Origin of the sequence: Paraburkholderia yinzeri (genome assembly GCF_046581065.1) — a bacterium.
In the GTDB taxonomy this organism is placed as follows: domain Bacteria; phylum Pseudomonadota; class Gammaproteobacteria; order Burkholderiales; family Burkholderiaceae; genus Paraburkholderia.
Genome location: NZ_JBFOCJ010000001.1, coordinates 80,464 through 106,877 on the forward strand (window position 1 = coordinate 80,464; position 26,414 = coordinate 106,877).

The 26,414-nt window shown below is 67.6% G+C and carries 25 protein-coding genes; 15 read left to right on the forward strand and 10 right to left on the reverse strand.

The window, feature by feature from the left end; translation table 11 throughout:
* Nucleotides 1–32: 32 nt before the first annotated feature.
* On the reverse strand, nucleotides 33–1,910 hold the full coding sequence (locus WJ542_RS00340; RefSeq protein ID WP_411186829.1) for an alpha/beta hydrolase family protein: 1,878 nt from the start codon (nucleotides 1,908–1,910) through the stop codon (nucleotides 33–35).
* Nucleotides 1,911–2,051: 141 nt separating this feature from the next.
* Between WJ542_RS00340 and WJ542_RS00345 the strand changes: the two genes are divergently transcribed.
* On the forward strand, nucleotides 2,052–3,566 hold the full coding sequence (locus WJ542_RS00345; RefSeq protein ID WP_411186831.1) for a flippase: 1,515 nt from the start codon (nucleotides 2,052–2,054) through the stop codon (nucleotides 3,564–3,566).
* Complete coding sequence (locus WJ542_RS00350) at nucleotides 3,553–4,893, forward strand: glycoside hydrolase 5 family protein (RefSeq protein ID WP_411186833.1); 1,341 nt, start codon at nucleotides 3,553–3,555, stop codon at nucleotides 4,891–4,893. The genes WJ542_RS00345 and WJ542_RS00350 overlap by 14 nt, the downstream gene beginning before the upstream one ends.
* 19 nt (nucleotides 4,894–4,912) lie before the next feature.
* Here the strand turns inward: WJ542_RS00350 and WJ542_RS00355 are convergent, their stop codons facing one another.
* Nucleotides 4,913–6,028: a PLP-dependent cysteine synthase family protein gene (locus tag WJ542_RS00355; protein WP_411186835.1), complete on the reverse strand. Its 1,116-nt coding sequence runs from the start codon at nucleotides 6,026–6,028 to the stop codon at nucleotides 4,913–4,915.
* Between the two features lie 175 nt (nucleotides 6,029–6,203).
* On the opposite strand from WJ542_RS00355, the gene WJ542_RS00360 reads away from it, so the two are divergent.
* The 3 genes from WJ542_RS00360 (at nucleotide 6,204) to WJ542_RS00370 (ending at nucleotide 8,353) form a co-directional block, all read left to right on the forward strand.
* Nucleotides 6,204–7,310, forward strand: coding sequence for an MraY family glycosyltransferase (locus tag WJ542_RS00360; RefSeq protein WP_411186837.1), 1,107 nt, complete (start codon nucleotides 6,204–6,206; stop codon nucleotides 7,308–7,310).
* Nucleotides 7,311–7,479: 169 nt separating this feature from the next.
* Nucleotides 7,480–7,614, forward strand: coding sequence for an entericidin A/B family lipoprotein (locus WJ542_RS00365; RefSeq protein WP_027795716.1), 135 nt, complete (start codon nucleotides 7,480–7,482; stop codon nucleotides 7,612–7,614).
* Nucleotides 7,615–7,897: 283 nt separating this feature from the next.
* On the forward strand, nucleotides 7,898–8,353 hold the full coding sequence (locus tag WJ542_RS00370; protein ID WP_411186839.1) for a host attachment protein: 456 nt from the start codon (nucleotides 7,898–7,900) through the stop codon (nucleotides 8,351–8,353).
* 82 nt (nucleotides 8,354–8,435) lie between these two features.
* Here the strand turns inward: WJ542_RS00370 and WJ542_RS00375 are convergent, their stop codons facing one another.
* The gene (locus tag WJ542_RS00375) at nucleotides 8,436–9,329 is read right to left on the reverse strand and encodes an MBL fold metallo-hydrolase (protein WP_411186841.1); all 894 of its coding nucleotides are present in this window, start codon (nucleotides 9,327–9,329) and stop codon (nucleotides 8,436–8,438) included.
* A 109-nt stretch (nucleotides 9,330–9,438) separates the two neighbouring features.
* Between WJ542_RS00375 and WJ542_RS00380 the strand changes: the two genes are divergently transcribed.
* From WJ542_RS00380 to WJ542_RS00400, 5 genes are read left to right on the forward strand one after another with little or no spacing between them, the layout of a single operon-like run.
* A complete protein-coding gene (locus WJ542_RS00380) occupies nucleotides 9,439–9,774 on the forward strand; it encodes a metalloregulator ArsR/SmtB family transcription factor (RefSeq protein WP_411186843.1) in 336 nt (111 codons plus the stop codon).
* The gene (locus WJ542_RS00385; protein WP_411186845.1) at nucleotides 9,771–10,211 is read left to right on the forward strand and encodes a YeeE/YedE family protein; all 441 of its coding nucleotides are present in this window, start codon (nucleotides 9,771–9,773) and stop codon (nucleotides 10,209–10,211) included. The genes WJ542_RS00380 and WJ542_RS00385 overlap by 4 nt, the downstream gene beginning before the upstream one ends.
* A 2-nt stretch (nucleotides 10,212–10,213) precedes the next feature.
* Nucleotides 10,214–10,645, forward strand: a complete 432-nt coding sequence (locus WJ542_RS00390) for a DUF6691 family protein (RefSeq protein WP_411186847.1) — start codon at nucleotides 10,214–10,216, stop codon at nucleotides 10,643–10,645.
* A gap of 16 nt (nucleotides 10,646–10,661) precedes the next feature.
* A complete protein-coding gene (locus WJ542_RS00395) occupies nucleotides 10,662–12,284 on the forward strand; it encodes a bifunctional protein tyrosine phosphatase family protein/NAD(P)/FAD-dependent oxidoreductase (RefSeq protein WP_411186849.1) in 1,623 nt (540 codons plus the stop codon).
* A 22-nt stretch (nucleotides 12,285–12,306) separates the two neighbouring features.
* On the forward strand, nucleotides 12,307–13,143 hold the full coding sequence (locus tag WJ542_RS00400; RefSeq protein ID WP_411186851.1) for a sulfite exporter TauE/SafE family protein: 837 nt from the start codon (nucleotides 12,307–12,309) through the stop codon (nucleotides 13,141–13,143).
* A 51-nt stretch (nucleotides 13,144–13,194) separates the two neighbouring features.
* On the opposite strand, the gene WJ542_RS00405 is transcribed toward WJ542_RS00400, so the two are convergent.
* Together WJ542_RS00405 and rarD are read right to left on the reverse strand one after the other, a co-directional pair.
* On the reverse strand, nucleotides 13,195–13,575 hold the full coding sequence (locus WJ542_RS00405) for a DUF5594 family protein (protein WP_411186853.1): 381 nt from the start codon (nucleotides 13,573–13,575) through the stop codon (nucleotides 13,195–13,197).
* Between the two features lie 117 nt (nucleotides 13,576–13,692).
* Nucleotides 13,693–14,580: an EamA family transporter RarD gene (gene rarD, locus WJ542_RS00410; protein WP_411186855.1), complete on the reverse strand. Its 888-nt coding sequence runs from the start codon at nucleotides 14,578–14,580 to the stop codon at nucleotides 13,693–13,695.
* Between the two features lie 212 nt (nucleotides 14,581–14,792).
* On the opposite strand from rarD, the gene WJ542_RS00415 reads away from it, so the two are divergent.
* Entirely contained in the window at nucleotides 14,793–15,581 is a 789-nt protein-coding gene (locus WJ542_RS00415) for a sulfite exporter TauE/SafE family protein (RefSeq protein WP_411186857.1), read from the forward strand.
* Nucleotides 15,582–15,620: 39 nt separating this feature from the next.
* Here WJ542_RS00415 and WJ542_RS00420 read toward each other — a convergent pair whose 3' ends face one another.
* A complete protein-coding gene (locus WJ542_RS00420; protein WP_411186859.1) occupies nucleotides 15,621–15,881 on the reverse strand; it encodes a hypothetical protein in 261 nt (86 codons plus the stop codon).
* 276 nt (nucleotides 15,882–16,157) lie between these two features.
* Here WJ542_RS00420 and WJ542_RS00425 point away from each other — a divergent pair, with 276 nt between their 5' ends.
* From WJ542_RS00425 to WJ542_RS00435, 3 genes are all read left to right on the forward strand, one after another.
* The gene (locus tag WJ542_RS00425) at nucleotides 16,158–17,648 is read left to right on the forward strand and encodes a TAXI family TRAP transporter solute-binding subunit (RefSeq protein ID WP_411186861.1); all 1,491 of its coding nucleotides are present in this window, start codon (nucleotides 16,158–16,160) and stop codon (nucleotides 17,646–17,648) included.
* 130 nt (nucleotides 17,649–17,778) lie between these two features.
* Nucleotides 17,779–18,447, forward strand: a complete 669-nt coding sequence (locus tag WJ542_RS00430) for a 2-hydroxychromene-2-carboxylate isomerase (RefSeq protein WP_027795728.1) — start codon at nucleotides 17,779–17,781, stop codon at nucleotides 18,445–18,447.
* A gap of 195 nt (nucleotides 18,448–18,642) precedes the next feature.
* A complete protein-coding gene (locus WJ542_RS00435; RefSeq protein WP_411186863.1) occupies nucleotides 18,643–19,677 on the forward strand; it encodes a LysR family transcriptional regulator in 1,035 nt (344 codons plus the stop codon).
* Here WJ542_RS00435 and WJ542_RS00440 read toward each other — a convergent pair.
* The 4 genes from WJ542_RS00440 to xdhA form a co-directional block, all read right to left on the reverse strand.
* On the reverse strand, nucleotides 19,610–20,008 hold the full coding sequence (locus WJ542_RS00440; RefSeq protein WP_411186865.1) for a hypothetical protein: 399 nt from the start codon (nucleotides 20,006–20,008) through the stop codon (nucleotides 19,610–19,612). The genes WJ542_RS00435 and WJ542_RS00440 overlap by 68 nt on opposite strands.
* A 189-nt stretch (nucleotides 20,009–20,197) precedes the next feature.
* Complete coding sequence (gene xdhC / locus WJ542_RS00445) at nucleotides 20,198–20,782, reverse strand: xanthine dehydrogenase accessory protein XdhC (protein WP_411186867.1); 585 nt, start codon at nucleotides 20,780–20,782, stop codon at nucleotides 20,198–20,200.
* Nucleotides 20,783–20,818: 36 nt separating this feature from the next.
* Nucleotides 20,819–23,173, reverse strand: coding sequence for a xanthine dehydrogenase molybdopterin binding subunit (xdhB, locus tag WJ542_RS00450; protein WP_411186869.1), 2,355 nt, complete (start codon nucleotides 23,171–23,173; stop codon nucleotides 20,819–20,821).
* A 28-nt stretch (nucleotides 23,174–23,201) separates the two neighbouring features.
* Entirely contained in the window at nucleotides 23,202–24,767 is a 1,566-nt protein-coding gene (gene xdhA, locus WJ542_RS00455) for a xanthine dehydrogenase small subunit (protein ID WP_411186871.1), read from the reverse strand.
* Nucleotides 24,768–25,123: 356 nt separating this feature from the next.
* On the opposite strand from xdhA, the gene WJ542_RS00460 reads away from it, so the two are divergent.
* The gene (locus WJ542_RS00460) at nucleotides 25,124–26,335 is read left to right on the forward strand and encodes an MFS transporter (RefSeq protein WP_411186873.1); all 1,212 of its coding nucleotides are present in this window, start codon (nucleotides 25,124–25,126) and stop codon (nucleotides 26,333–26,335) included.
* Nucleotides 26,336–26,414 lie beyond the last annotated feature (79 nt).

Below are 26,414 nucleotides of genomic sequence, written 5' to 3' on the forward strand. Positions count from 1 at the left end.
CGCAACGCAGGCCGACGCCACGGTGCTGCCGCTCAACTGCGCGCAGGCGAACCGATGCAAGCCCCGGTACCCGGAAGCGCCCCCGCAACGGAGCCTGCGGCAGGTTCAGCGGCGAAGGCGTGCCCCTCGGCACTCGCGCATTCGCTCACCTGCCCTGAGCACACCCATGCCTCAAAATCGGCCAGTACGGCGTCACGCGCCTCGCGCGTAAAAAGCGCGTGGTCGAGGCCAGGCAGCGTCCCGACATGCACGTTCGTCAGGGGACGCAGCGCGGCGAACGAAGCGCCCAGATGAATACGCGCCTCTTCAAGGCCAAGATCGAACTCACCGTAGACGAGCCGCAGTTGCACGTGCTTCGCGTCGATGCCACGCAGGAGCGCTCGCGCCGCGTTGGCTGCCACGGGCCACCCCGTCTTGCGCTCGATCGCATGCGTGAGCACGGACTGCGCATGGCGCAGGCTGCGCTTCGCCAGCAAGACCGCAATACGCAGCGGATTATTCTTGCTCTGGCCGCGCAGCACACGCTTCCACCGCTCGAGGCTCAACGCAACGCTCAGATAGGTCTTCGACGAAACGGTGCTCTGCTCGCCCTGCGCGCGTGCGGCGGTGTCCCACGTAAACTTTTGCAGATTCACGCCGTATGCCGCAACCACGTTCGGATGCAGCGCGCACAGATACAGACTCACGAACGCACCGCCACACACGCCGAAGGCAGCCACGCGCGCATGACCGCGCCGCACGAGCCAATCGGCGCCGGTCGCGGCGTCATCGCGCCTCTCCATCGAATAGAGCATGTCGAGTGTCACTTCGGGCGCTGCCGGCAAGGCGTCGCCCAGTCCGCCGACGTCCATGCGCAGCGACGCCACACCGCGCTCGGCGAGCCGCCGCGCGAGCAGCACGGCGAATCGCCCGTCTCCGATACGATGCGCCGACCCTGTGTTGAGGAGCAGCACGGCTGGCGCGCCGGCCCGTGGTACATCGGGCTCGCAATAGATGCCGAAGCAGTGGCCAAAGCGTACCGGCTGTTCGGTTGCGCGATGACGCTCGAGGCGCAGCGCGGGCCGACCTTCGACCGGCGCCGGGCAAGCGCGCGGGCCGAACGCCACCGCCCCTTCCGTAGCGGCCGAGGCTTGCGCAACCAGCCACGCGCTCACACGCGCAAATGCCTCGACGGGTTCCTCGCTGTAGAGCGTCTCGCGCAGAAAACGGTCGGACTCCTCAAAGCCGCCGAGCTCGACCTGCGCCCCATGACTCGTGTAATGCGCGGCAAGCGATGCGGCGAGAGTCGCGCCGCTTGAATCGAGCAGCAGCACCCGCGGCGCGGGCGCCTGTGTGTCGCGCATCAGATCGACGGCGGAAAGCGCGGCGATATCCTCGCCGTGCAGGCCAAAGCCGAAGGCTTCCACATAGTCCGGCGTCTCGCCGGCAGACGCCGCGCCGGGGTCCGCCGACGTGCTCATCCAGCTCCGCCGGTGCGCGTGCAGTTCGCGGATATGGCGCCGTCCCGTGACGGTTGGCGCAAGCAGCACAAGCGCGTCCACACCGGGCGCATTCACCGTTCCAAGGCGCTGCGCCGTGAGTGCGGCAAGCGTGGCGCCAAGGCGCAGGCCCACTAGCGCCACATGCGTCACGCCGGTCCACATCCGCAGATGCCGTACGGCGGACTCCACGCTCGCGAGCCATGCCTGAACGCGGCCCGGGTCGTCTTCCATGCCGGTGGCGTCGCCCGTGCCCGGGTAGTCGAACCGCAACACGGGCAACCCGGCCGCCGCGATCCGCTCGGCCAGCTTGCGCCATCCGCGGTACGTGCACAGCGCGTCGTAGCCGAACGGATTGCACAACACGACACCCATGCTGCCGCCTGCCGGATGCAACCAGCCAAACGCGCCGTCGAACACGACAGGATCCATGGAATGCCTCCTTATTCAAGGGTCTGCTCTCTCCGTGTAAGGCAAATATAAAATTCAGCGGCCCCGCGGCTCCGTGCGCCTACGCACAAACGCGCGCGCCTGCCTCGGCCAGAATGGGTGGGACGTGCACCGGACCCTTCCATGACCGCCAAGCCCAGTCTGAAACGCAGCGCCACGCTGAACTTTGCCGGCAGCATCCTGCCGATGTTCGTCGCGCTCGTCACGACACCCATCTATCTCGAACATATCGGCGCGGCACGCTACGGCGTGCTTGCCATCGTCTGGATGGTGCAGGGGTATTTCGGCTTTCTCGATCTGGGGCTGTCCTCGGCTACGTCCAACCGCATCGCGCAACTCGCGGATGCACCCCACCACGAGCGCGAAGCGGTACTGTGGACGGCGGCAATCCTGAATGCCTTGCTGGGGCTCGTGGGCGGTCTCGTGCTCTATGCACTCATGCACACGCTGCTCGCTTACTTCGACATAGGCGGGGGGTTGCGCGCCGAACTGGTGCCGGCACTGCCCTGGGTGGCCTGTCTTGTGCCGCTTTCGAATCTGATCTTCGTGTTCAACGGCGCGCTCACCGGGCGCGAGCGCTTCGGCACGGTCAACGCGGTGCAGCTCCCGGTCACGCTGGGGTATCAGCTCATTCCGCTAGGCGCGGCGCTCGTCTTCGGACCGAGCCTGCGCTATCTCGTGTACGGTACGCTCGTGGCCGGCGTCGCCTCGCTGACGCTCCATGTGTTCGCGGCCTGGCAGGTCTTTCCACTGAAACTTGCCAGCGGCCCGCGTCGCGAACTGGTTCCCAAACTCTTTTCCTATGGCGCGTGGATCAGCGTCACGAGCCTCGCCCAGCCGCTGCTGGAAACCGCCGACCGGCTCATGATCGGCCACGCGCTCGGGCCGCAGGCCGTTACCTATTATCAGGTGCCGTTCAATCTCGGCGCGCGCATGCGGCTCTTTCCGGCAGTCATCGCGCGCACGCTGTTTCCACGACTCTCTGCGCTCGACGCCGCGAACGCCGCAGCGCTCTCCTCAAGCGCGATCCGCGGCCTTGCCGCCATGCTCACGCCCATGACGGTTTTCGGCATGTTCCTCATGCATCCGTTTCTCGCGCTGTGGGTCGGGAAGTCGTTTGCCGCTCAGGCAATGTCGGTCGGCGAGACGATCCTCGTCGGCATCTGGATCAACGCGCTCGCCCTGATCGCGACCTGTCACCTGCAGGCAACCGGCCGGCCCGACGTCGTCGCACGTTTTCAGGTCTACGAAGTGTTGCCATTCTTCGCCATGCTGTGGTGGGCCCTGCACACCTTCGGGGTGTTCGGAGCGGCGCTCGCATGGAGCGCGCGCGCCGTGCTCGACGCCGTGCTGCTCTTTCGCGCGGCAAGGTTCGACTGGACCCCGGTGCGGATGCTGACCCCTCCCGCGCTGCTCGTCCTCGCCGCCTATGGGGCGACGCTCGTCTTCGCCCCGCTCAGTTGGCCGCACATCACGCTCTGGATTGGCCTGACCGGTGTCGCGCTGGTCTGGACCGCGCGCACGGAGCCCACCGTCTGCGCCCGCGCGCTCGACCGCATCGCATCGCTGCGCTACGCGGTGCTACGGTGGGCACATGGCCAGAAGCCCGCTGCGGAGCCAGCCGATGAGGCGGGCTGATTCCTGCACGGGCCTCTCCGGCAGCGCCGCAAATGCGGTTGCGCTGGCACTCGCGCTGCTGCTCTCGTGCACGGCATGGCCCGCAGCGACGCCCACGCCCGCGGAGCCGCGCGTCCCTACGATAAGCGCCGCCGCATTCCTCGATTCGCTCGCCGTGAACACCCACATCAACTACCGGGACGGTGCCTACGCGAACGTGCGCAACGTGGCCGACGACCTCGCGTGGCTGGGCGTGCATCACATCCGCGAAGGCACGCCCGACGGCTCGGCGCCGTTCGAGAGCTATGTGTATCTCGCGCAGCATGGCGTGCGCTTCGACTATGTCATCCGGCCCAACGTGGCCGAATCGCTGCAGCAACTGGATGCGTTCAACGCGGCCGCGCCGGGCAGCGTTGCCGCCGTGGAAGGCTTCAACGAAATCGACAACTTCCCGGTCCAATACGACGGACTCAAGGGCGATGCAGCCGGGCTCGGCGCGCAGCGGACGATCTACCGTCACGTCAAGGGCGACCCCGCGCTCGCGGGCGTCGCGGTCTACGACCTCACCGGCTACGACATCAAGCCGGTCGCCACCCGCGCAGAGGCCGCCGATCATGCGAATGCCCACATGTATCCTCAGAACGGCGAGCAGCCAGGCTACAACGCCAATGGCGACCACTGGTTGGCATGGGCCACCGACGGCCGGAAAAAATTCGGACTCCCCATTGTTATCACCGAGTTCGGCTATTTCTCGATACCTCAGGCAGGCTGGTACATGCTGGGAGTGGACGAGCCGACCCAGGCCAAAGGCGTGCTCAACGGCTACTTCGATGCCGCCGCGGCGGGCGTGGTACGCACCTACGTCTATGAGCTGCTCGACGAAAAACCCGATCCGCAAAGCAAGAACGGCGAGATGCACTTCGGTCTTTTTCGCAACGACAATAGTCCGAAGCCGGTTGCGACGGCGATTCACAACCTCACTTCGATCCTGAGCGCGCCGCTCGCGCGCGCGCGCGACTCGTCGACTCGCGGCATGCCCGCCGTAACGCTCGCGGGACTACCGGTATCGGGCAACAGCCTGCTGTTGCAGAAGGCGGACGGCCGCGTCGTGCTGGCGCTGTGGAACGAAGTGCCGATCTGGAACCGCGCCACCGGCACGCCCGTCTCCCATCCTCCTGCGAGGGTGGAAGTCGACTTCGGCGAAACAGCGAGCGAGATTGCGCTCTACGATCCGACCGTGTCAAGCGAGCCGCTCGCGCGCCGTAGCAATACGCGCCGGTTCGTCGTCGACGTGCCCGACCATCCCGTGCTGATCGAAGTGACGTCCGCCGCAGCGGAGCACAGCTGAACGCTCGCAAAGACCCGACTCAGAATCCGGCCGTGCCCACGGCGATTTCTCCTTGCGCAAGCACCGCCTCCCCACCCACCGCCCGGGCAATCGCCGCATCCGCCTCGGCAATCGCCATCCCCTGCGCCGCATACCAGGCGTCGTCATAGTAGGTGGTCCGATACCGCTCCCCGCTATCGCACAGCAGGCTCACGATCGCTCCCTGCTCGCCCTGCGCCTTCATCCGCTCCGCAAGCAGCAGCACACCCACGAAGTTGGTGCCTGTCGACCCGCCCACGCGCCGGCCCAGCCACGCGGCCAGATAGCGCATCGCCGCGAACGAAAGCGGATCTGGCACCTTCACCATCGCGTCGATGCACGTGGGAATGAACGAGCGCTCCACGCGCGGCCGGCCGATCCCCTCGATGCGCGAGCCGACGTCGAGCGTGAGGCTGTCGTCGGGCTGCCCCGCCAGCACGCTTTTGAAGTAATCGAAGAACACCGAATTCTCGGGGTCGGCGCACAGCACGCGCGTCGGGTGCCGCCGGTAGGCCACATAGCGCCCGAGCGTCGCGATCGTGCCGCCGGTGCCGCCGCTCGACACGAGCCACGCCGGCACCGGATGCTCTTCGGCGGCCATCTGCTTGAAGATCGACTCGGCGATGTTGTTGTTCGCGCGCCAGTCGGTCGCGCGCTCGGCGTAGGTAAACTGGTCCATGAAATGACCACCCAGTTCGCGCGCGATGCGATGCGATTCGGCGTAAATCTCCGACGCTTTCGCGACGAGGTGACAGCGCCCGCCGTAGAACTCGATCTCCGCGATCTTCATGCGCGAGGTGCTGGCCGGAATCACCGCGACGAACGGCAGACCCAGAAGCCGCGCAAAATAGGCCTCGGAAATCGCCGTCGATCCGCTCGACGCCTCGACCACCGTGCTCTTTTCGTCGAGCCAGCCGTTGCACAGCGCGTAGAGAAAAAGCGAGCGCGCAAGCCGGTGCTTGAGGCTGCCGGTCGGGTGGCTCGATTCGTCCTTGAAGTAGAAGCGCAGGTCCGGATAGCCGGGCAGGTCGAGCGGAATCAGATGCGTGTCGGCGGAGCGGTTGAAATCGGCTTCGATCTTGCGGATCGCTTCGCGGACCCAGGCGGAATGGGGCATGGCGGACCTCGGCTCGGCAACGTGACAGGGGACCGGAACGACGCAGGCACACCGGCTACGCGGCGTGACGCGCAGCCATCATGGCACAAGGCCGCGCAACGCTACGCCAGACTGCCGCAAAGCCTGCCCCGCCGGCTTTGTATAATCCCGCATCCACACCTCTCGTGCCGCTTTCATGCTTAGTTTTGCGCTCGGTTTCCTCGTCTCCTTGCTGGTCACGCTGCTGATCGTGCGCTATGCGCACCTGCACGAGCGGTTCTCCGTGGACTCCGATCTCGCGGGCGTGCAGAAATTCCACGCGAGGCCGGTGCCGCGCATTGGCGGCACCGGGATCCTGGCCGGCCTCGTCGTTGCGGCCGCGCAGCTCCATCACGCCTGGCCGGCCGTCTCGGGCGGCATCCTCGGCATCGTCGCGTGCGGCATCCCGGCGTTCGCCTCCGGCCTCGTCGAGGACCTCACGAAGCGCGTCTCGCCGCTCGCGCGGCTCCTTTGCACGATGGCGGCGGCAGCGCTCGCCTACTTCATCCTCGGCATCGCCGTCACGCGCATCAGCGTGCCGCCGCTCGATTTCCTGCTTTCGTATGCGGCGATTTCGTGCGCCATCACGGTGCTGGCCGTCGCGGCGCTCGCCAACGCGATCAACATCATCGACGGTTTCAACGGCCTCGCCTCGATGGTCGCGTTCATGATGTTCGCCTCGCTCGCCTACGTCGCCTTCCAGGTGCACGATGCGGTGGTGCTCTCGGCGTCGCTCATCATGATGGGCGCCGTGATGGGCTTCTTTATCTGGAATTTCCCCGCCGGGCTGATCTTTCTCGGCGACGGCGGCGCGTACTTCATCGGCTTCATGCTCGCCGAGCTGGCGATCCTGCTCGTGATGCGCAATCGCGACGTTTCGGCGTGGTATCCGGTGCTGCTTTTCATGTACCCGATCTTCGAGACCTGCTTCTCGATCTACCGGAAGAAGTTCGTGCGCGGCATGTCGCCGGGCATTCCCGACGGCGTGCACCTGCACATGCTCGTCTACAAGCGGCTCATGCGCTGGGCCGTGGGCGCCCGCACGGCGCACGAGCTCACGCGCCGCAACTCGCTCACCTCGCCCTACCTCTGGCTGCTGTGCCTGATCGCCGTGATTCCCGCCACGCTGTTCTGGCGCCACACGCTGCATCTGTTCTGCTTCGTGGTGGTCTTTGCGCTGACCTACGTGTGGCTCTACGTGAGCATCGTGCGCTTCCGCTCGCCGAAGTGGCTCGTGGTACGCAAATCCCACCGGCGCACCTGAGCCCCCGGGGACAGGCCCCGCACCCGGCACGCGGCTCGCCGCACGCGTACAATCCTTTCAGCAACTGGCGCCCGTAGCAAACCGCGCACCCGCCTGTCACGCGCGGCGCGCAATGCGACCCGCGGCGCACCGCACCGTCTCTGGGGATTTCACCAAAAGGAGAGCCGACATGAGCCGTTACCTTGCCGTTGCCCTTGCACTTTTCGCCGTCACGCTCGCCGCGTGCAACACCATCGCCGGCGCTGGCGAAGACATCTCCAAGGGCGGTCAGGCCATCACGAACGAGGCGGACAAGGCCAAGTAGTCCAACCTCGCTGCATCACCCTGCGGCAAGGTCCGACAGCCCGCCGTTCGCCGCGCCGGCCCTGGCGCCCGCCGGCGCATCCGGCGGCGCCCGGCGCCTTCAGCCGCACCGCATCCTCTCCGAATCCACGCGCGCGCGCACCACGTACATCTCGCCACCCGCCCTCGCGGCGATCGCGCTACCCTAGGCATTCGCGCCGCACAGCTTCGCTTACCGCTCCGGCAAGGCCTGCGCCACGTCGCGACGCGTCGCCGGGGCCCTGAGCCTGACCCGGGAGGGAAACATGTCGAAAACGATCTGGATTGTCGTCGCCAACCGCGTGACCGCGCGCATTTTCGCGGCCGAAAGCCCGCTTGGCGCCATCGACGAGGTCGAGACGCTGCTGCATCCGGAAGGACGCGTGCCGGAGCAAAGCCTCGTGAGCGACAAACCCGGCCGCACCTACGACCGCGCCGGTCCCGGCCGCCACGCCACCAACCCCGACACCACCCAGCACGAGCATGAAGCCACGCTGTTCGCCGCACAGATCGCCACGGCGCTCGCGAAGGCGCGGACCGAGGACCGCTACGGCACGCTGATCATCACGGCGCCTCCGGCGTTTCTAGGCGCGCTGCGCAAGGCTCTCGACACGCAGACACAAAACGTCGTCACGCAGGAACTCGACAAGGACCTGGCGCACCTGGATGCGCGGGCGCTGCGCGCGTATCTGCCCGAACGGCTGGTGCGCGTGCCGACGTAGGCGCACGCGCCGCTTGCCCCGCCGCCAGCGCACGAGGCAGGTGACGCCCGCGGCGGCGGCCCGGCGCGCTCGCCGCGGCACCTCAGAGCGCGTCGAGCGGAATCTTCAGATAGCGCACGCCGTTGTCCTCCGGCTCGGGCATGCGGCCCGCGCGGATGTTCACCTGGATCGAAGGCAGGATCAGGTTCGGCATCGCCAGCGTGCGGTCGCGCGCGGTGCGCATGGCGACGAAGGCGTCTTCGCTCACGCCGTCGTGCAGGTGGATGTTCTCGCGCCGCTGCTCGGCTACGGTGGTGTGAAAGCGCGGCCCGCGCGAGCCGGGCGGGTAGTCGTGGCACATGAAGAGGCGCGTTTCGCCGGGCAGGTCGAGCAGCCGGCGCGCCGAATGGTAGAGCGTATGCGCGTCGCCACCGGGGAAATCGCAGCGCGCGGAGCCGACGTCGGGCATGAACATCGTGTCGCCGACGAACACGGCGTCGCCGATCCGGTACGCGAGATCGGCGGGCGTGTGGCCCGGCACGTGCAGCGCACGCGCCGCGAGCGGCCCGACCTCGAAGATCTCCCCGTCCTTGAAGAGATGATCGAATTCGCTGCCGTCGCCGTTCACTGCCGCGCCGAGATTGAATACCTTGCCGAACACGCCCTGCACCGTGCGGATGTGCTCGCCAATGGCGATGCGCCCGCCCAGTTGCGACTTCAGATACGGCGCGGAGGAAAGGTGGTCCGCGTGCGCGTGGGTTTCGAGCAGCCATTGCACCGTGAGCCCGTACTCGCGCACGAACGCGATCACGCGGTCGGCCGACTCGGTGGAAGTGCGGCCCGACTTCGGGTCGTAGTCGAGCACCGGGTCGACGATCGCGCACGCCGAGCCGCGCCCCGTATGGACGACATAGGTCACGGTGGCGGTGACGGGATCGAAGAACGGCTCGACGAGCGCGGACGAAACGTTGGCGGAGAGAGGGGTATGGGCGGACATGCTGGGCTCCAGGCGATGCGCCTGATTGTCTATTGAAACACATATTATTAATGCATATAATGTTTGTCAATAAATTGACTGATGGCAACCCCGCCCACTGGTGCGACAAATGAACTCGCCGCTCACTCCCGAAGCCCTCGCCGCCCTGCGCGAATCCGCCGAAAAATGCTGCGCGCTGCTCAAGGCGCTCGCGCATGAAGACCGCCTGCTGCTGCTGTGCCAGCTCACCGAAGGCGAGCGCAACGTCGGCGAGCTGGAGGCGCTGGTCGGCGTGCATCAGCCGAGTCTTTCGCAGCACCTCGGCGTGTTGCGCGAAGAGGGGCTCGTGGCCACGCGCCGCGAGGGCAAGTACATCTACTACAGCCTCGCGAGCCACGAAGTCATCCAGGTCATGCAGACGCTCTCGAGCCTCTACTGCGGCCGTCTCAAGGCGAGGCCGGCGTGAGCCCCGCCATCGATTTCGCACACTTCACGCCGCTTGCCTCGCTCGCGGGCGGCCTCCTGATCGGCGCGGCCGCCGCGCTCTTCGTGCTCGGCAACGGGCGCGTCGCCGGGATCAGCGGCGTCGTGGGCGGGCTCTTCGGCACCTCGCGCGGCGAGCGCGCCTGGCGTCTCGCCTTTCTGGCGGGCCTCTTCGCCGCGCCCTGGCTGTGGCGCATCGCCGCACCCCTCCCTGCTCCCGTCATCGCCGCCTCGCCTGTCACGCTCGTCTGCGCCGGTCTGCTCGTGGGCATCGGCACGCGCTACGCCTCGGGCTGCACGAGCGGTCACGGCGTCTGCGGCATCGCGCGCGGCTCACTACGGTCTTTCGTCGCCACCGGCGCCTTCATGGCGACCGGTTTCGCCACGGTCTACGTGGCGCGGCACCTTGCCGGAGCCTGAATATGCGGATCGTCAACGCGTTTGTCTGCGGCCTCGTGTTCGGCATCGGCCTGATTCTCTCGGGCATGGCCAACCCCGCCAAGGTGCTGGGCTTCCTCGACCTGGCCGGCCGCTGGGATCCCTCGCTCGCGTTTGTCATGGCCGGCGCCGTCGCACTGGCCGCCGTCGGCTTTCGCCTCTCCCGCTCGCGCGGCACGAGCGTCCTGGGCGCACCGATGCAGTTGCCCACAGCCCGCCGCGTCGATGCCCGGCTCGTGGCCGGCAGCCTCGTGTTCGGCGTGGGCTGGGGACTCGCGGGCTTCTGCCCCGGTCCCGCGCTCGTGAGCGCGGGCAGCGGTCAGCCGCGCGCCTGGCTCTTCGTCGCCGCCATGCTCGCCGGCATGACGCTCTACACCGCCCTCGAACGCCGCCGCAACCGGCCCGGCCATCCTTGATCAGGAGTCTTCCCCCATGCAAATTGTCCCGCTCGACGAACGCTTCGCCAGCGCCGACCAGATCTCGCCCGACGACCTCCCCGCTCTCGCGGCGGCCGGCTATCGCTCGATCGTCTGCAACCGTCCCGATGGCGAAGGCGGCGCAACCCAGCCCGCCTCGCAGGACATCCGGGCCGCCGCCGCGCAGCTCGGCCTGCAGTTCGCCTATCTGCCCGTGAAACCCGGCCAGATCACGACCGACGACGCCCGACGTTTCGCGCAGCTGCTCGACGACATGCCCGGCCCGGTGCTGGCCTATTGCCGCAGCGGCAACCGCGCAACGAGCCTTTATCAGCTCGCGCGCTCGCCGGCGCTTGCGCAGGCCGAGCCTGCCCCGGCGGTGGTGCCCGCCTGCGAATGGAACGAGGCGAACGGATCGGACGGTGTGACCTGGGACGTCGTCGTGATCGGCGGCGGTCTCGCGGGCATCACCGTGACGTCGAGCCTGCTGCGCCGCCAGCGCAACCTGAAAATCGCAATCGTCGAGCCGAGCGACGAGCACTTCTATCAGCCGGCCTGGACCCTGGTGGGCGGCGGCGCCTTCGACGCGGAGAAAACGCGCCGGGCGACGGCGAGCGTGATCCCCGCCGGCGTGAAGTGGATCCGCGCGGCCGCCACGCGCGTCGAGCCGCACAACAACCTCGTCCGCCTGAACAACGGCGAAACCATCGCGTATCGCGATCTGATCGTCGCGCCCGGCCTGCGGCTCGCGTGGGAGCGCATCGAGGGCCTCGAAGCGACGCTCGGCAAGAACGGCGTCACCTCGAACTACCGCTACGACCTCGCGCCCTACACGTGGCAGCTCGTGCAGCAGATGCAGGCCGGCACCGCGCTCTTCACGCAACCCGCCATGCCGATCAAATGCGCGGGGGCGCCGCAAAAAGCGATGTACCTGTCGTGCGATCACTGGCACAAGCGTGGCGTGCTCCCGAAGATCAAGGTCGAGTTCGATCTCGCGGGCGCCGTGCTGTTCGGCGTCGCGACCTTCGTGCCGCCGCTCATGGAATATGTGAAGCGCTACAACGCGGACCTCGCCTTCTCTTCGAATCTCGTCGCCGTCGACGGGCCGTCGCGCACCGCCACGTTCGAAATAAAGGACGCCGAAGGCCAGGTCACGCGCGAGCAGAAGCGCTTCGACATGCTTCACGTCGTGCCGCCGCAGGTGGCGCCCGACTTCATCCGCGACAGCCAGCTTGCCGACACCGCCGGCTGGTGCGAAGTCGACCACGCGACGCTGCAGCATCCGCGCTACCCGAACGTGTTCTCGCTCGGCGACGTCTGCTCCGCGCCCAATGCGAAAACCGGTGCGGCCGCGCGCAAGCAGGCCGTGATCGTCGCGGAAAATCTGCTCGCCGCGCGCGCCGGCAAGCCGCTCGTGTACCGCTACGACGGTTACGGCTCGTGCCCGCTCACGGTCGAGCGCGGCAAGGTCGTGCTCGCCGAGTTCGGCTATGGCGGCAAGCTGCTGCCCACCTTCCCGCTCGACCCGACACGGCCGCGCCGCCTCATGTGGTTCCTCAAGGCAACGGTGCTGCCGAGCTTCTACTGGTGGGGCATGCTCAAGGGCCGCGAGTGGTTCACGCGCGCTTCGCAGAGCTGATCGAACGCCCGGGAGCCACACCATGCCCACCGCCATGCTCGTCAGCGCCGCGCTCGGTTCCATCGTCGGGATCATCCTCGCGTTGACCGGCGCGGGCGGCGCGATCCTCGCCGTGCCGCTGCTCGTGTTCGGACTCGGGCTCGAAGTGGCGCAGGCCGCGCCGATCGGGCTGCTCGCGGTCGGCCTCTCGGCGGGGCTTGGCGCGCTGCTCGCGCTGCGCGAGGGGCAGGTGCGCTACAAGGCCGCCGCGCTGATGGCCGCCTGCGGCGCGCTGATCTCGCCCCTCGGCTTGTGGGTCGCGCACCGCGTGCCCGACGCGCCGCTCACGCTCGTGTTCGCGGGCGTGCTGGCGATGGTCGCCGTGCGCATGTTCCGCCAGAAGAGCGGCGCGACCCACGGCGGCCCCGAACTCGCACCCTCGAACCTGCCGTGCCGCCTGAACGCCGAACGCGGCAAGCTCGACTGGACCGCGCCGTGCGCGCGCTCGCTCGCGCTCTCGGGCGTGCTGTCCGGTTTTCTTTCAGGACTCCTCGGCGTGGGCGGCGGCTTCGTCATCGTGCCCGCGCTCAGGCGTGCCTCCGATATTCCCATGCGGGGCATCGTCGCCACCTCGCTTGCGGTGATCGCGCTCGTTTCTTCGGCGGGCGTAGCCGCCTCGGCGGCGTCGGGACACATGCTCTGGCCCGAGGCGTTGCCGTTCGCGGCCGGCGCGCTCGCGGGCATGCTGGGCGGGCGCAGCATCGCGCATCACGTGAGCGGCGCACGCTTGCAGCAGTCGTTCGCGGCGTTTGCGGGCTGCGTGGCGATCGGCATGGCCGTGAAGGCCGTGCTCGCCATGCACATCATGGGCGGGTTTTAAAGCGCAGCATCGGCCCTCGTAGTTAAGCTCTCGAAGCTCAGCCCTCGACGTTCAGCCCTCGAAGTCGAGCCCCCCGAGCAGCACCTCCGGCTCGCCCTGGGTGCGCGAGGCGAAATCAACGGGACGTGCCGTTTCCCACGACGCCATCTTGCGCACCATCGCCGCCAGATAGTGCTCGAAACGCGCCTCGCCGCCTGGCTCCATCAGCCGCTCGATCTCGTCGACGTCCCACGTGAGCGACACGTTGAGCGGATAGACATACGGATGCCGGTATTCGCTCGCCGCGCCAATGAGGCGCACGCGCGTGGGATGCCCGTGCCCCTCGCGAGGCACGACTTCCACATGCACGGCCGGGCCGAACTGGCTTGCCAGTTGCGCCGCGATGCGCGGCGCGAACGCTTCCTCGAAGCGATGGGCGGCCTCGATACTCATGCGTGTCTCACTCCTTTATCGTTCCACGAACCGTCGGGTTCGCGCCGGCGTGCATCGACCCAGGCGGCGCGCGATCGGGAACCATCCTACCGCGTGCGGCGAACGCGGACCAGCACGCTACGCCCGGCGCGCCTCGCGGACGGACACCGTATTGCGCAGCCCCTCGAACGAGTAGAGCGCGAGCGCCATCCAGATCGCACCGTAGCCCATGGCGCGTACCGCGCCAAACGACTCGTGATACACGAACACGCCCGTCAGCAGTTGCAGCGTGGGCGTGACGTACTGAACGAGGCCTAGCGTCGAGAGCGGAATGCGCCGCGCGGCGGCACCGAACAGCAGCAAGGGAATCGCCGTCACGGGCCCGGAGCAGGCGAGCAGCAACTGGAGCGGCAGCGGCGCGTGGCCGAAGTGGCTCGCGCCGACGAGGCTCAGCATCGCGAGATAGACGATCGCCACGGGAAAGAGCAGCAGCGTCTCCAGCGCGAGTCCTTCCAGCGCGCCGAGTTGCGCGGTCTTGCGCAAGAGGCCATAGCCGCCGAAGGTAAACGCAAGTGCGAGGCTGATCCACGGCGGCGCGCCGTTCTGCCAGGTCAGCCACACGACGCCCGCCGCGGCCACGCCCACGGCGCACCATTGCAGCGGCCGCAGCCGCTCGCCGAGAAACGCATAGCCGAACAGCACGTTGATGAGCGGATTGATGAAGTAGCCGAGGCTCGCTTCGACGATATGCCCGGCGTTCACGGCCCAGATGTAGATGCCCCAGTTCGCCGAGAGCAGCACGGCGCTGGCCGCGAAGCGGCCGACGAGGCGCCGGTTGCGCAGCACGGGACCGAGCCAGCGCCAGTGGTGCCGCACGAGAAGCACGGCGAGCACGAAGACGAGCGACCAGGCCATGCGGTGCGCGAGCATTTCGAGGGCCGGGATCTGGTGCAGCGTCTTGAAGTAGACGGGGAAGAGACCCCACATCACGAAGGCGAGAAAGGCGTAGAGGATGCCGGGATTCATGGTTGTCTGTGAAGTAGCGCGTGCGGGGCAATACCTGACAAAATTGGGGCCGCCCTGCGCCGGATCGCCGGTTTTGCGACAATAGCGGATTTTCGCCGCCAGGCTTTGCCGCTGTCCAGCCTGACGCGCCGCTTACGGCGCGCCCGGACAGTCAGCCATCCGTCATGGCGGCCACGTACCCTGAACCGGCCCCCGAACCTGTCCCGACCGCGATGCATCTACCTCATATCGATCTGCTGTATTCGCTGTCCGGCCTGGGCGTCGGGTTCCTCGTCGGCCTGACCGGCGTGGGCGGCGGTTCGCTGATGACGCCTATCCTCGTGCTGCTGTTCAAGGTCCACCCGGCAACGGCCGTGGGCACGGACCTGCTGTACGCCGCCGCAACCAAGTCGGCGGGCACGCTGGTCCATGGGCTCAAGGGTTCGGTGGACTGGCGCGTGACGCTGCGCCTCGCGGCCGGCAGCGTGCCCGCGGCCACGGTCACGCTGATCCTGTTGCATCGCTATGGAATGGACACGCCGCGCGCCGGCCATCTGATCCAGGCCGTGCTGGGCGCCGCGCTCCTGATCACGGCCGTCGCCCTGATCTTCCGGCCGCAGCTTGCCGCCTTCGCCGCGCGTCACCGCCGCGGGCCGGGCGAGGCCGGTACGCTGGCGCTCACGATGCTCACGGGAGCGGTGCTGGGCGTGCTGGTGTCGCTCACCTCGGTGGGAGCGGGCGCGATCGGTGTGACCGTGCTGCTCCTGCTCTATCCGGCGTTGCCGACCGTGCGCATCGTCGGCTCCGACGTCGCGCACGCCGTGCCGCTCACCTTGCTGGCCGGCGCGGGGCACTGGCTGCTCGGCTCGATCAACTGGCCGATGCTGCTTTCGCTGCTGTGCGGGTCGCTGCCCGGCATCGCGATCGGCAGCCTGCTGTCGTCGCGCGCGCCCGAGCGCCTTCTGCGCATCCTGCTGGCCGCGACCCTCACGCTCGTGGGCGTGCGGCTCGTGCTGGCCTAGGGCCTCCGCCCGGCGCGGCCGGGCAGGCGGCCGCGCCGCTCAGGCGTGCGGCGCGAACTGGAAGAAGCGGCCGTTCAGATCGGCCTCGAACTGGCGCAGCCATTGCCCGCGCGCGTCGATGCGATAGGCCTGGGCCCAGGCGCCGCGCCGCACGATCACGAGTTCGCCGTGAGCCGGGTCGTCCGGATCGGCCGCACCGCTGATATCGAAATGGATCGGCGCGAAGCCGTGACGCGCGCACGCGAGCTCGAAGGCGGCGCGATCGACGAGCGGGAGATCGGTGTAAGTGTGGATAGTCATGGCAGTGTCCTGCGATGAGGCCGCACACGGCCCCGGGTTCCTGCACCTACGGTATACGCTGTTTTTGACGATGCCTGTGTGTCAGGCCACACTCCACGTGCGCCGGCCGCCCCCCGCCTGAAAGCGCCGCATCGTCGAATCTCATGTACCATCGGCGGGCAGATCCGGCGCCTGACGTGCCGTCGGCGTCGCTTCGACATCCGATAGACGCCCCCGAGGCGCAGGCTGACGACCTCCCCCAATTACCCCACGGAACCCGAGGCCCGCACTCCCCCGATGAAGTCTCCCACCGGCCGCAAATCTGCCCCTCGTCTCGTCGCGCGTTTCGTGGCGATTTCATGGCGCGACCTGGCAGTCTCGTTCGGGCCGATCCTGCTCGTGAGCGCCGCCGCCATCTGGCTCGCGGTGCGGCTCATCCAGCCCGCGCCGCCCAGCACGCTCACGATGAGCACCGGCCCCAAGGGCAGCACGTTCTGGAACGCGGCGCAGAAGTACAAGGCGATCCTCGCGCGCAACGGCATCACGCTGAACGTGCTCGAGTCGGAAGGCTCGGTGCAGAACCTCCAGCGCCTCGCCGACCCCAAGTCCGGCGTCGACGTGGCATTCGTGCAGGACGGCCTCGCAAGCAAGGTGCCCGACGGGCTCGTTTCGCTCGGCAGCGTCGCCTATGTGCCGCTCGCCGTGTTCTACCACGGGCCCGTGGCCACGCGCCTCTCGCAGTTCGAAGGCGAGCGGCTCGCCATCGGCGCGCAGGGCAGCGGCGCGCGCGAGCTGGCGCTGGCCCTGCTGAAGGCGAACGGCATCGAGCCGGGCGGCACGACGCAACTGCTGCCGCTGTCGGGCGACGACGCGGCGCGCGCGCTCGTGGCGGGCAAGGTGGATGCCGTGTTCCTCTCGGGCGACTCGGCGCAGCCGCCGGTCATGGGACGCCTGTTGCGCATGCCCGGCGTGCGGTTCTTCGACTTCACCCAGGCCGACGCGTACGCGCGCCGCTTCCCCTACCTCACGGCGGTCACGATCCCGATGGGCGCCTTCGATTTTGGCCACAACCTGCCGCCGAAGCCGATGTACATGGTCGCGCCGACCGCCGAGCTGGTCGCGCGCGACTCGTTGCACCCGGCGCTCTCGGACCTGCTGATCGAGGCGGCGAAGACGGTGCATGGGCGCGCGACGCTCATGCAGAACGCCGGCGAATTCCCCGCGCCGCGCGCCCAGGACTTCCCGATCAGCGACGACGCCGCGCGCTACTACAAGTCGGGCAAGAGCTTCCTCTACCGCGTGCTGCCGTTCTGGCTCGCGAGCCTCGCCGACCGGCTGATCGTGCTGCTCGTGCCGATCATCGTCGTGCTGATCCCGGGGCTGCGCCTCGTGCCGTCGCTGTATGCGTGGCGGGTGAAATCGCGGATCTACCGCTGGTACGGCGCGCTGATCGCGCTCGAACGCGCCTCGATGGCGGACACCTCGCCCGCCGAGCGCCGCGCGCTCGTGCGCCAGCTCGACACGATCGAGGAGTCGGTCAACGGCATGAAGATGCCGCTCGCCTATGCGGAACAGTTCTACGTGCTGCGCGAACACATTGGCTTCGTGCGCGCGCGCCTCTCGCATATCGCGGCGCGCCCGCCCGCGGAGCACGCGGCCGACGGCGACAACGGCGACGCCGACGACAGCGGCAACGACAGCGACGACATGGCGGAGCCCGGCACGGCCGATGAGACGGCGCAAGAGGGACAGGACACGGCGCGACCCGACCCAGCGCGCCCGGAATGACACCGATAGCGCGCGTGGCCGCGGGCACGCAAGATCGTGGTGCAGCGCGCAACATCGCAATCCATAACGAAACCGAAACGACGGACCGCGCTTCGGGCGGTCCGCATGAAGCGCATAGCGGAGGAACAGCATGATCAGCGGCATCGATCTCAGCGGCATCGACGTCAACCAGCCCACGTGGTTCTACGACTTCGTCTCGCCGTTCTCGTACCTGCTGCTGGAGCAGCAACAAAAGTGGCCGACCTTCGACTTCGTGCCGTGCCCCGTGCTGCTGACCGACCTGTACCGTCACTGGGGCCAGGCGGGGGGCCTCGCGATCCCGGCCAAACGCATCTACACGTACCGCCACGCGCTCTTTCGCGCGGACCAGCTCGGCATTCCCTTCAAAATGCCGCCCGCGCACCCGTTCGACTCGGTCAAACCGATGCTGCTGGCCATCGCCGCGGGCGGCGAGTTCGCCTGCGTGCGCGAGATCTTCCGCTTCATCTGGCGCGAGGGCCGCGACCCGTCGAGCGAAGAAGGTTTCGAACAGCTTTGCGAGCGCGTGGGCATCCCGCACGGCGAAGCGCTGATCGAGCAGGAAAACGTGCGCGCCCAGTTGCGCCGCAACACGAGCGACGCAATCGCGCTGGGCGTGTTCGGCGTGCCGACGTTCTGGATGAACAAGCAGTTGTTCTGGGGCGAGGACGCGCTGCCGATGGTGCTCTACTGCGCCCGTTCGCCGAACTGGCTCGATTCGCGCGAGGTGAAGCGCATCAGCACGCTACCTTCCGGGCTCGCGAAAGCCACTGCGGAATAAGGGGCCGTTGAGGGTTGCCGAAGGTCCAGGGGGCCGCGCGCCCGGCCGGCGAAGCGTCCTGATGCCGGCCATACCGCGCAGGCTATGGCGCCGGCGGGCGCGCCGGCCTATGGTTATGGCTGAGCCGGTACGCGCGCGCAGACGAGTGCCCGGCTCCCTGCGCGCGTCCCGCGCGCCTCATCGACACCCCTTTACATGGACGACATCGCCCTTACCCTCGACATCTGGCTCGTGCGCGTGCTGCGCACGCTGCTGATCGAGCGCAGCGTCACGCAAACGGCGCTGCGGCTGAACCAGACCCAGCCCGCGATCAGCACGGCGCTGCGGCGCCTGCGCGAGATCCTGGGCGATCCGATCCTGGTGCGCGGCAAGGCCGGCATGGTGCCCACCGAATACGGCGAGTCGCTGCTGCAGCACGCGCAGCGCGTGCTGCGCGACGTCGATTTCGTCTCCACGCCGCATGGCGACTTCGATCCGGCGCGCTCGAAGCGCACTTTCCGGCTCGCGGCGCCCGACTACCTGAACGACTTCTTCATGCCGACGCTGATCGCGCACTTCCGCGAGGCGGCGCCCACGGCGCGGCTGGAGATCCTCTCGCTTTCGCCGACGCTCGACCATCATGCGGCGCTCGACGCGGGCGAGCTCGACATCGTGATCGGCAACTGGCCGAAGCCCGACGCGCGTTTTCATCGCAGCGACCTGTTCGCCGACAAGGTGGTCTGCATGATGCGCGCCGATCACCCGCTCACGCGCGCGCCGCTCACGCGCGAGGCCTATCTGGGCGCCGCGCATCTCGCGCCGACGCCCTATACGGGTTCGAATGCGAACGCCATCGACATCGGTTTCGCGAAAGCGCGCGCCGAACGGCGCATCGTCACGCGGCTGCCCTACTTCGGACTCGTGCCGCAGGTGCTGCTGCAGTCGGACCTCGTGTTCACGACCACGCGGCGTTTTGCGCTGCATTACGCGAGCCTGCTGCCGATCGCCGTGGTCGAGCCGCCGCTCGCGTTTCCGCGCATCCGCTGCTATCAGATGTGGCATCCGCACCCGGACCGGCCGAGCGACGTGGACTGGCTGCGGGGGCTCGTGGATGAGGTGTCGCGCAAACTCACCGCGCGCAGCCGGCCGGAAGCGAAGCGCGCACCGCGCGCCGCGGCGCCGCTTACCTCGACACAACCATCTTCAGGCCTGGCGAGCCATCCAGAACAAACGAACCGTCGTCCTGCTTGACGACCGCGCGGCACCAATCCGTAACGCCTTTGCGCCATTGGATATGGGCGCAGAACTTGCCGTCGCCGGATATTTTCCAGGTGCCTGTCCCGTTGCCGTTATAGGCGTGCTTGCTGGTCGGGTCGCCCGATAGCCAGTGCGCGTCGACCGAGCCATCCGCGGCGTTTGTCCACGTGCTCTTGCTGTTGTCCGGATTGGTGATCTCGACCTTCGCGCCAGGCAGCAGTTGCTGCAATTCGTCCTGCGAAAGCGGCTGTCCCCCGTCGGCCATGGCAATGCCCGACACGAACGACGCCGCGACTACCGCCGAAATTGCGAGAATGATTTTCATGGGAGGCCTCACGCGCACAGGAATGGCGAGGCACCGGGCGTTCGTTTGCAGCACGGCTGCTGCCGCCCATTCGCACCCCGTTGCGAGCATTAAAGGCCTCGGGGCGCGCGGGATGCAATAGTGCAAATGCATCCCCCTGACGTGCGCGGCGGCGGTGCGGCCACCGCGCGCCACCTTATGTACGACGAATTATTGCGCGAGAACGCCAACCCGCTCCAGTGTCCCATTCGGCACGCGCAACTGCATCAATTGAGCCGCCACCGCCACCGCGATCGACGAAGGCGCCTTGTCGACGATGCCCGTCACACCGATCGGGCACACCATTTCCTCAAGCCGCTCGGCCGGCACGCCGCGATCGAGCAGGCGCCGCTCGAACTTCACGCGCTTGGTCTTCGAGCCGATCAACCCGAACCACGCGAAATCGCGCCGCCGCATGATGCGCTCGGTCAGCTCGAAGTCGAGCGCGTGGTTGTGCGTCATCACGATGAACCAGGCGCCCGGCGGCGCTTCGTCCACGATCGCGGCGGGCGTGTCGGTCGCTTCGATCTGCACGTTGGCCGGCACTTCGTCCGGGAACAGCTCGTCGCGCTCGTCCACCCACTGCACGACGCACGGCAGCATGCCGAGCAGATGCACGAGCGCATGGCCCACGTGCCCGGCGCCAAACAGCACGACGTGCATCGGCCCGTACTGCGGCACCGGCGTGCTGCGGCGGCCGATGAGCACCCGGCCCGTCGTATCGACGCTTACGCAATGATTCGGATGACGATTCATCTCGGCATGCTCCCTCGAAATGCCTGGCTCAGCCTGTCAGCCACGCATGGCGGTACGTACCGCGCGCACGGCCTTGAGGATTTCCTCTGCCGTGGCGGGCGCATTCATCGGCGGATTGAAGCGGTAGTCGCCCACGCTCGCCACCGCGTCGCGGATCGCGAAGAACACCGAGAACGGCAGCAGGAGCGGCGGCTCGCCCACGGCCTTCGAGCGATGGATGCTGTCCTCCGCATTGCGGTTCTTGTAGAGGCGCACGTCGAAGTGCAGCGGCGTGTCGTTGACGGTCGGGATCTTGTAGGTGGACGGCGCATGCGTCATCAGCTTGCCGTCCGGCTTCCACCAGAGTTCCTCGGTGGTGAGCCAGCCCATGCCCTGAATGAAGCCGCCTTCCACCTGGCCCACGTCGAGCGCCGGATTCAGCGAGGCCCCCACGTCGTGCAGCGCGTCGGCGCGCAGCACGCGCATTTCGCCCGTCAGCGTGTCAATCACCACTTCCGAAACGGCTGCGCCGTACGAGTAGTAGTAGAACGGCCGGCCTTGCAGTTTGGCCTGATCCCAGTACAGCTTCGGCGTGGCATAGAAGCCGTCCGACCAGAGCTGCACGCGCGCGAGGTACGCCTTCGAAACCAGCGTTTCGAACGACACGATCTCGCCGCCGACGATCACGTGATCGTTCGCGAAACGCACATCGCCGGCGCTGACCCCATCCTGCCCGTAGAGCTTCGCCGCGAGCGCCGCCAGCCGCTCGCGCAGCTGGCGCGCGGCATCCTGCGCGGCCTTGCCGTTGAGGTCCGAGCCCGTCGAGGCAGCCGTCGCCGAGGTGTTGGCGACCTTGCTCGTATCGGTGGCCGTCACGCGCACGCGCGCGAAGTCGATGCCGAGCTCGTGCGCCACCACTTGCGCGACCTTCGTGTTGAGGCCTTGGCCCATTTCGGTGCCGCCGTGGTTCACGAGCACCGAACCGTCCGTATAGATGTGGACGAGCGCGCCGGCCTGGTTGAAGTGCGTCACGTTGAAGGCGATGCCGAACTTCACGGGTGTAATCGCGATGCCCTTCTTGAGCACCTCGTTGTTCGCGTTGAACTCGCGGATTTCCGCACGGCGTGCGCGGTAGTCGCTCGTCGTCACGAGCTCGTCGAGCAGTTCGGCAATGACGTTGTCCTCGATCTCCTGGCCGTACGGCGTGACGTTGTTCTGCGTCTTGCCATAGAGATTGCGCAGGCGCACGTCGAGCGGGTCGAGGCGGAGCGCGCGCGCGACGTCGTCCATGATGTACTCGATCGCGAACGCGCCCTGCGGGCCGCCGAAGCCGCGAAACGCGGTATTCGACTGCGTGTTGGTCTTGCCGCAGAAGCCGGCGATGGAAACGTCGGGCAGCCAGTAAGCGTTATCGAAATGGCAGACGGCGCGCGTCATCACGGGACCCGAGAGGTCGGCGGAAAAGCCGCAGCGCGAGGTCATGTCCACCGAGACGCCTTCGATCACGCCTGCGTCGTCATAGCCCACTTCATAGGTGTAGTGGAAATCGTGGCGCTTGCCGGTGACCATCATGTCGTCGTCGCGGTCCGGGCGCAGCTTCACGGGGCACAGCAGCTTCCACGCTGCGAGCGCCGCGCAGCAGGCGAAGAGGCCCGACTGCGATTCCTTGCCGCCGAAGCCGCCGCCCATGCGGCGGCACTCCACGAGCACGTTGTGCGAATGCACGCCCAGCACGTGAGCGACGAGGTGCTGCATTTCGCTCGGGTGCTGCGTCGAACACCACACATGCATGCCGTCGTCGTCCTTCGGCACCGCGTAGCTGATCTGGCCTTCGAGGTAGAACTGCTCCTGGCCGCCCAGCAGCATCTCGCCTTCGTGGCGATGCGCGGCGCGTGCGGCGCGCGTGGAGGCGTCGCCGCGCGCGAGCTTCATCGGCGGCAGCACGAACTGGTTCGCGGCGCGCGCCTGCTGCGCCGTGAGCACCGCGGGCAGTTCTTCATAGACCACCTCGCCGCGGCGCGCGGCCTGGCGCGCGATATCGTGCGACGTGGCCACGACGATGAACATCGGCTGGCCGACGTACTGCACCACGCCATCGGCCAGCACTGGATCGTCGTGGATGATCGGGCCGCAGTCGTTCACGCCCGGAATGTCCCCGGCGGTCAGCACCGCGACGACGCCCGGCGTCGCGCGCACCTTGTCGAGATTCATCGAGACGATGCGCGCGTGAGCCTTCTGCGAAAGCCCGAGCGCCGCGTGCAGCGTGCCGGCCACGACCGGAATGTCGTCGGTGTAGGTCGCGCGCCCGCTCACGTGCAGATGCGCCGACTCGTGCGGACGCGACACGTGGACCTGGGTGAAATTCTCTAGGGCCTGCGCATCCTTCAGGAACGGTTCGGCTTGCTGATTCATTATGTTCTCCTTCTCGTTTCCTGAAGTCTCAGACTGACGCTGCGGCCTCGGCGGCGCCGGCGGGCAACACGGCGCGCACGTTCACGGCCTGCTGCGCGAGCGGGTTGTTCGGGCGCGTCTCCAGCCAGAAGCGATACAGCGTGTTCTTCGCCGCCTCGATGCGGTATTCGTCGGTGGCGCGCATATCCGAGAGCGGCGCGTAGTCCTTGCCGAGCGCGATCATCGCCGCCTGCGCCGTGGCCTCGTGCCAGTGCGCGTCGGCGAGCACGCCTTCCGCGTGCGTTGCGCGCCTGGGCGTGGCGGCCATGCCGCCGAATGCGATGCGCGGCTCGCGGATCGTTTCGCCGTCCGCGATGAACGCGTAGGCCGCGCACACGGCCGAGATGTCGGAATCGAAGCGCTTCGAGACCTTGTAGGTGCGGAACTTCAGGTTCTTGCGTATGCCGGTGCGCGTCGGCACCTTCAGCGCGAGCACGAATTCGTCCTCGGCCATGTCCTTCTTCTGGTACGCGAGGTAGAGGTCTTCGAGCGGCAGTTCGCGCGACGCTTCCGCGCCGCGCAGCACCACGTGCGCGCCAAGGGCGATCAGGCCCGGCATCGAGTCGCCGATCGGCGAGCCGTTCGCGACGTTGCCGCCGATCGTGCCGGCGTTGCGGATGGGCAGCGAAGCGAAGCGCTGCCACATCTCGGTGAGTTCGGGATAGTGCTTCGCGAGCTCGGCATAGGCGCGCTCCACGCTCACGCCCGCGCCGATCTCGATCCAGTCGTTGCCCACCTCGATCCGGCGCATGGCCTCCACCTGCCCCACGTAGACGATATCGCCCAGATCGCGCATCTGCTTCGTGACCCACAGGCCGATGTCGGTGCTGCCCGCGAGAATGCGCGTGTTCGGGCGCGCGGCCTTGATGGCGGCGAGCGCTTCGACCGTGCGCGGCGCGTCGTACTGCTGGCCCTTGTGCTCGTAATGGAAGGTGTCCTTGCGTTCGAGCGTCGAGAGCGTACGGGCGAGCGCCTCGACGTCGACGGGCCGCTTCGGCGCGCCGGCCTCGAACATGCGCTCGGCGGCGTCGAGGATCGGGCGATAGCCGGTGCAGCGGCACAGGTTGCCGGTGAGCGCGTTGGCGATCTCGTCGCGCGAAGGCACGCTGCAGGCGCCCTTGCCCGCGCAGCCGCCGGCCGCCGGGGCGGTGCCCGCGTGCTCGTGCCCATGCTTCTCGTAGAGCGCCCACATCGACATCACGAAACCCGGCGTGCAGAAGCCGCACTGCGAACCGTGGCAGTCGACCATGGCCTGCTGCACCGGATGCAGCGCGCCATCCGGCTGGCGCAGGTCTTCCACCGTGAACAGGGCCTTGCCGTCGAGCGTCGGCAGGAACTGGATGCAGGCATTGACGGCCTTGAAGCTCACGCCGCCCGCCTCGTTGCGCTCGCCGACCACGACCGTACAGGCGCCGCAGTCGCCTTCCGCGCACCCTTCCTTGGTGCCGGTGCAGTGCGCGTCCTCGCGCAGGTACTGGAGAACGGTGCGGGTGACGCCTGCGTCGCTGACTTCGCGAATCGCGTTGCGGTGGTAGAAGCGGATCGGCTGACTCATGATTTCTGGCTCGTCTGATTGTGCGGCCCGGCTGGGGAGGCGAGGCACGCTTCTGTGGACGGTTCGAACGCTATCACCACCAATATTTGCAACCCATAGGCAGAGGTACATGGGGGATATATCGTTGAATCGATAAATCGAGGGATCCCGGTGCCGGACTGCTTATGTGGAGATGGCCAAGTTGCGACATTTCTCTTCAAATTATCTCAATATCGCCACTCTGGAGCGGATGGCACGACCCTGCCGCCACGCCTCACGCATCTCCTGATGGCCAAAATCTCTTTTCTGCAACTGCAGAAGAACCGGTTCCATGGGAGAATCACGCCTTTCCAGCGTCTTCCATCCGCATTTTCCCCATGTCCGCTGACACGGCGCCTGAGCGCAGTTCGTTTGCGACGACCTTGCAGATCATTCCGGTCGTCTTTTTCACGTTCCTCTGCTATCTGACCATCGGCATTCCGCTCGCCGTCCTGCCGGGGTACGTCCATAACGACCTGGGTTTCAGCACGGTCCTGGCAGGGGGCGCGATCAGCGTACAGTACTTCGCCACGCTCGCCTCGCGCGCGCTCGCGGGCCGCTCGGCGGACACGCTCGGCCCCAAGCGCACGGTCGGCATCGGCCTGATCTGCTGCGGCGCGAGCGGCGTGCTGCTCCTGCTCGCCGCGCTCGTCGCGCATTGGCCCGAACTCTCGCTCACGCTCATCGTGGCAAGCCGCCTGCTGCTCGGTTGCGGCGAAAGTCTTTGCGGCACCGGCGCGATCCTCTGGGGCATCGGCCGCGTGGGCACCGCCAACAACGCGCGCGTGATCTCCTGGAACGGTATCGCCACCTACGGCGCGCTCGCCATCGGCGCGCCGCTGGGCGTGGAACTCACGCATTACCTCGGTTTCTGGACGCTCGGCGCGATGGTCATCGCGCTCGCCGCGCTCGGCCACTGGCTCGCGCGCCCCGTCGCCCCCGTGCCGCTCGTCCACGGCGAGCGCATGTCCTATCGCAGCGTGTTCCTGCGCGTGCTCCCGCACGGCCTCGCGCTCGCGCTCGGCTCGGCCGGCTTCGGCTCGATCGCCACGTTCATCACGCTTTTCTATGCCGCGCGCCACTGGCCCGATGCCGCGCTCACGCTGACCGTGTTCGGCCTCATGTTCATCGGCTCGCGCCTCCTGTTCGCCAACACGATCCGGCGCTTCGGCGGCTTTCGCGTCGCCATCGCGTCGTTCTCGTGCGAATGCGTAGGCCTCGTCCTGCTGTGGCTCGCGCCCGTGCCGCATGTCGCGCTAGCGGGTGCCGCGCTCACGGGCTTCGGTTTCGCGCTCGTGTTCCCGGCGCTCGGCGTGGAGGCCGTGGGCCTCGTGCCGGCCGCGAGCCGCGGCGCAGCCCTCTCCGCGTACTCGCTGTTCGTCGATCTCTCGCTCGGCATCACCGGGCCGCTCGCGGGCTATGTCGCGAATCTGTTCGGGTATGGATCGGTCTTCCTCTTTGCTGCGATCGCCGTAGCCGCGGCGATTGCGCTTTCGGTGTCGCTGCACCGCCGCAGCGTGCGAGCCGCCCAGGTTCAGCTCCAGACCTGATTTCAAGGCCTGAATGAAGCGGATACGCAGCGCAGCAAACCCCCCATCCTTTCTATTTATTTTCAATTTCTTTCGGATA

What these genes read in the sequence shown, in the direction of transcription:
- WJ542_RS00350 (WP_411186833.1), top strand. Translation starts at nt 3,553, where the DNA reads ATGAGGCGGGCTGATTCCTGCACGGGCCTCTCCGGCAGCGCCGCAAAT.
- WJ542_RS00415 (WP_411186857.1), top strand. Translation starts at nt 14,793, where the DNA reads ATGCATCTACCTCATATCGATCTGCTGTATTCGCTGTCCGGCCTGGGC.
- WJ542_RS00460 (WP_411186873.1), top strand. Translation starts at nt 25,124, where the DNA reads ATGTCCGCTGACACGGCGCCTGAGCGCAGTTCGTTTGCGACGACCTTG.
- WJ542_RS00390 (WP_411186847.1), top strand. Translation starts at nt 10,214, where the DNA reads ATGCGGATCGTCAACGCGTTTGTCTGCGGCCTCGTGTTCGGCATCGGC.
- WJ542_RS00435 (WP_411186863.1), top strand. Translation starts at nt 18,643, where the DNA reads ATGGACGACATCGCCCTTACCCTCGACATCTGGCTCGTGCGCGTGCTG.
- WJ542_RS00405 (WP_411186853.1), bottom strand. Translation starts at nt 13,575, where the DNA reads ATGAGTATCGAGGCCGCCCATCGCTTCGAGGAAGCGTTCGCGCCGCGC.
- WJ542_RS00375 (WP_411186841.1), bottom strand. Translation starts at nt 9,329, where the DNA reads ATGTCCGCCCATACCCCTCTCTCCGCCAACGTTTCGTCCGCGCTCGTC.
- WJ542_RS00360 (WP_411186837.1), top strand. Translation starts at nt 6,204, where the DNA reads ATGCTTAGTTTTGCGCTCGGTTTCCTCGTCTCCTTGCTGGTCACGCTG.
- WJ542_RS00365 (WP_027795716.1), top strand. Translation starts at nt 7,480, where the DNA reads ATGAGCCGTTACCTTGCCGTTGCCCTTGCACTTTTCGCCGTCACGCTC.
- WJ542_RS00400 (WP_411186851.1), top strand. Translation starts at nt 12,307, where the DNA reads ATGCCCACCGCCATGCTCGTCAGCGCCGCGCTCGGTTCCATCGTCGGG.
- WJ542_RS00420 (WP_411186859.1), bottom strand. Translation starts at nt 15,881, where the DNA reads ATGACTATCCACACTTACACCGATCTCCCGCTCGTCGATCGCGCCGCC.
- WJ542_RS00370 (WP_411186839.1), top strand. Translation starts at nt 7,898, where the DNA reads ATGTCGAAAACGATCTGGATTGTCGTCGCCAACCGCGTGACCGCGCGC.
- xdhC (WP_411186867.1), bottom strand. Translation starts at nt 20,782, where the DNA reads ATGAATCGTCATCCGAATCATTGCGTAAGCGTCGATACGACGGGCCGG.
- WJ542_RS00345 (WP_411186831.1), top strand. Translation starts at nt 2,052, where the DNA reads ATGACCGCCAAGCCCAGTCTGAAACGCAGCGCCACGCTGAACTTTGCC.
- xdhA (WP_411186871.1), bottom strand. Translation starts at nt 24,767, where the DNA reads ATGAGTCAGCCGATCCGCTTCTACCACCGCAACGCGATTCGCGAAGTC.
- WJ542_RS00430 (WP_027795728.1), top strand. Translation starts at nt 17,779, where the DNA reads ATGATCAGCGGCATCGATCTCAGCGGCATCGACGTCAACCAGCCCACG.
- WJ542_RS00440 (WP_411186865.1), bottom strand. Translation starts at nt 20,008, where the DNA reads ATGAAAATCATTCTCGCAATTTCGGCGGTAGTCGCGGCGTCGTTCGTG.
- WJ542_RS00355 (WP_411186835.1), bottom strand. Translation starts at nt 6,028, where the DNA reads ATGCCCCATTCCGCCTGGGTCCGCGAAGCGATCCGCAAGATCGAAGCC.
- WJ542_RS00380 (WP_411186843.1), top strand. Translation starts at nt 9,439, where the DNA reads ATGAACTCGCCGCTCACTCCCGAAGCCCTCGCCGCCCTGCGCGAATCC.
- WJ542_RS00425 (WP_411186861.1), top strand. Translation starts at nt 16,158, where the DNA reads ATGAAGTCTCCCACCGGCCGCAAATCTGCCCCTCGTCTCGTCGCGCGT.
- xdhB (WP_411186869.1), bottom strand. Translation starts at nt 23,173, where the DNA reads ATGAATCAGCAAGCCGAACCGTTCCTGAAGGATGCGCAGGCCCTAGAG.
- WJ542_RS00395 (WP_411186849.1), top strand. Translation starts at nt 10,662, where the DNA reads ATGCAAATTGTCCCGCTCGACGAACGCTTCGCCAGCGCCGACCAGATC.
- WJ542_RS00340 (WP_411186829.1), bottom strand. Translation starts at nt 1,910, where the DNA reads ATGGATCCTGTCGTGTTCGACGGCGCGTTTGGCTGGTTGCATCCGGCA.
- rarD (WP_411186855.1), bottom strand. Translation starts at nt 14,580, where the DNA reads ATGAATCCCGGCATCCTCTACGCCTTTCTCGCCTTCGTGATGTGGGGT.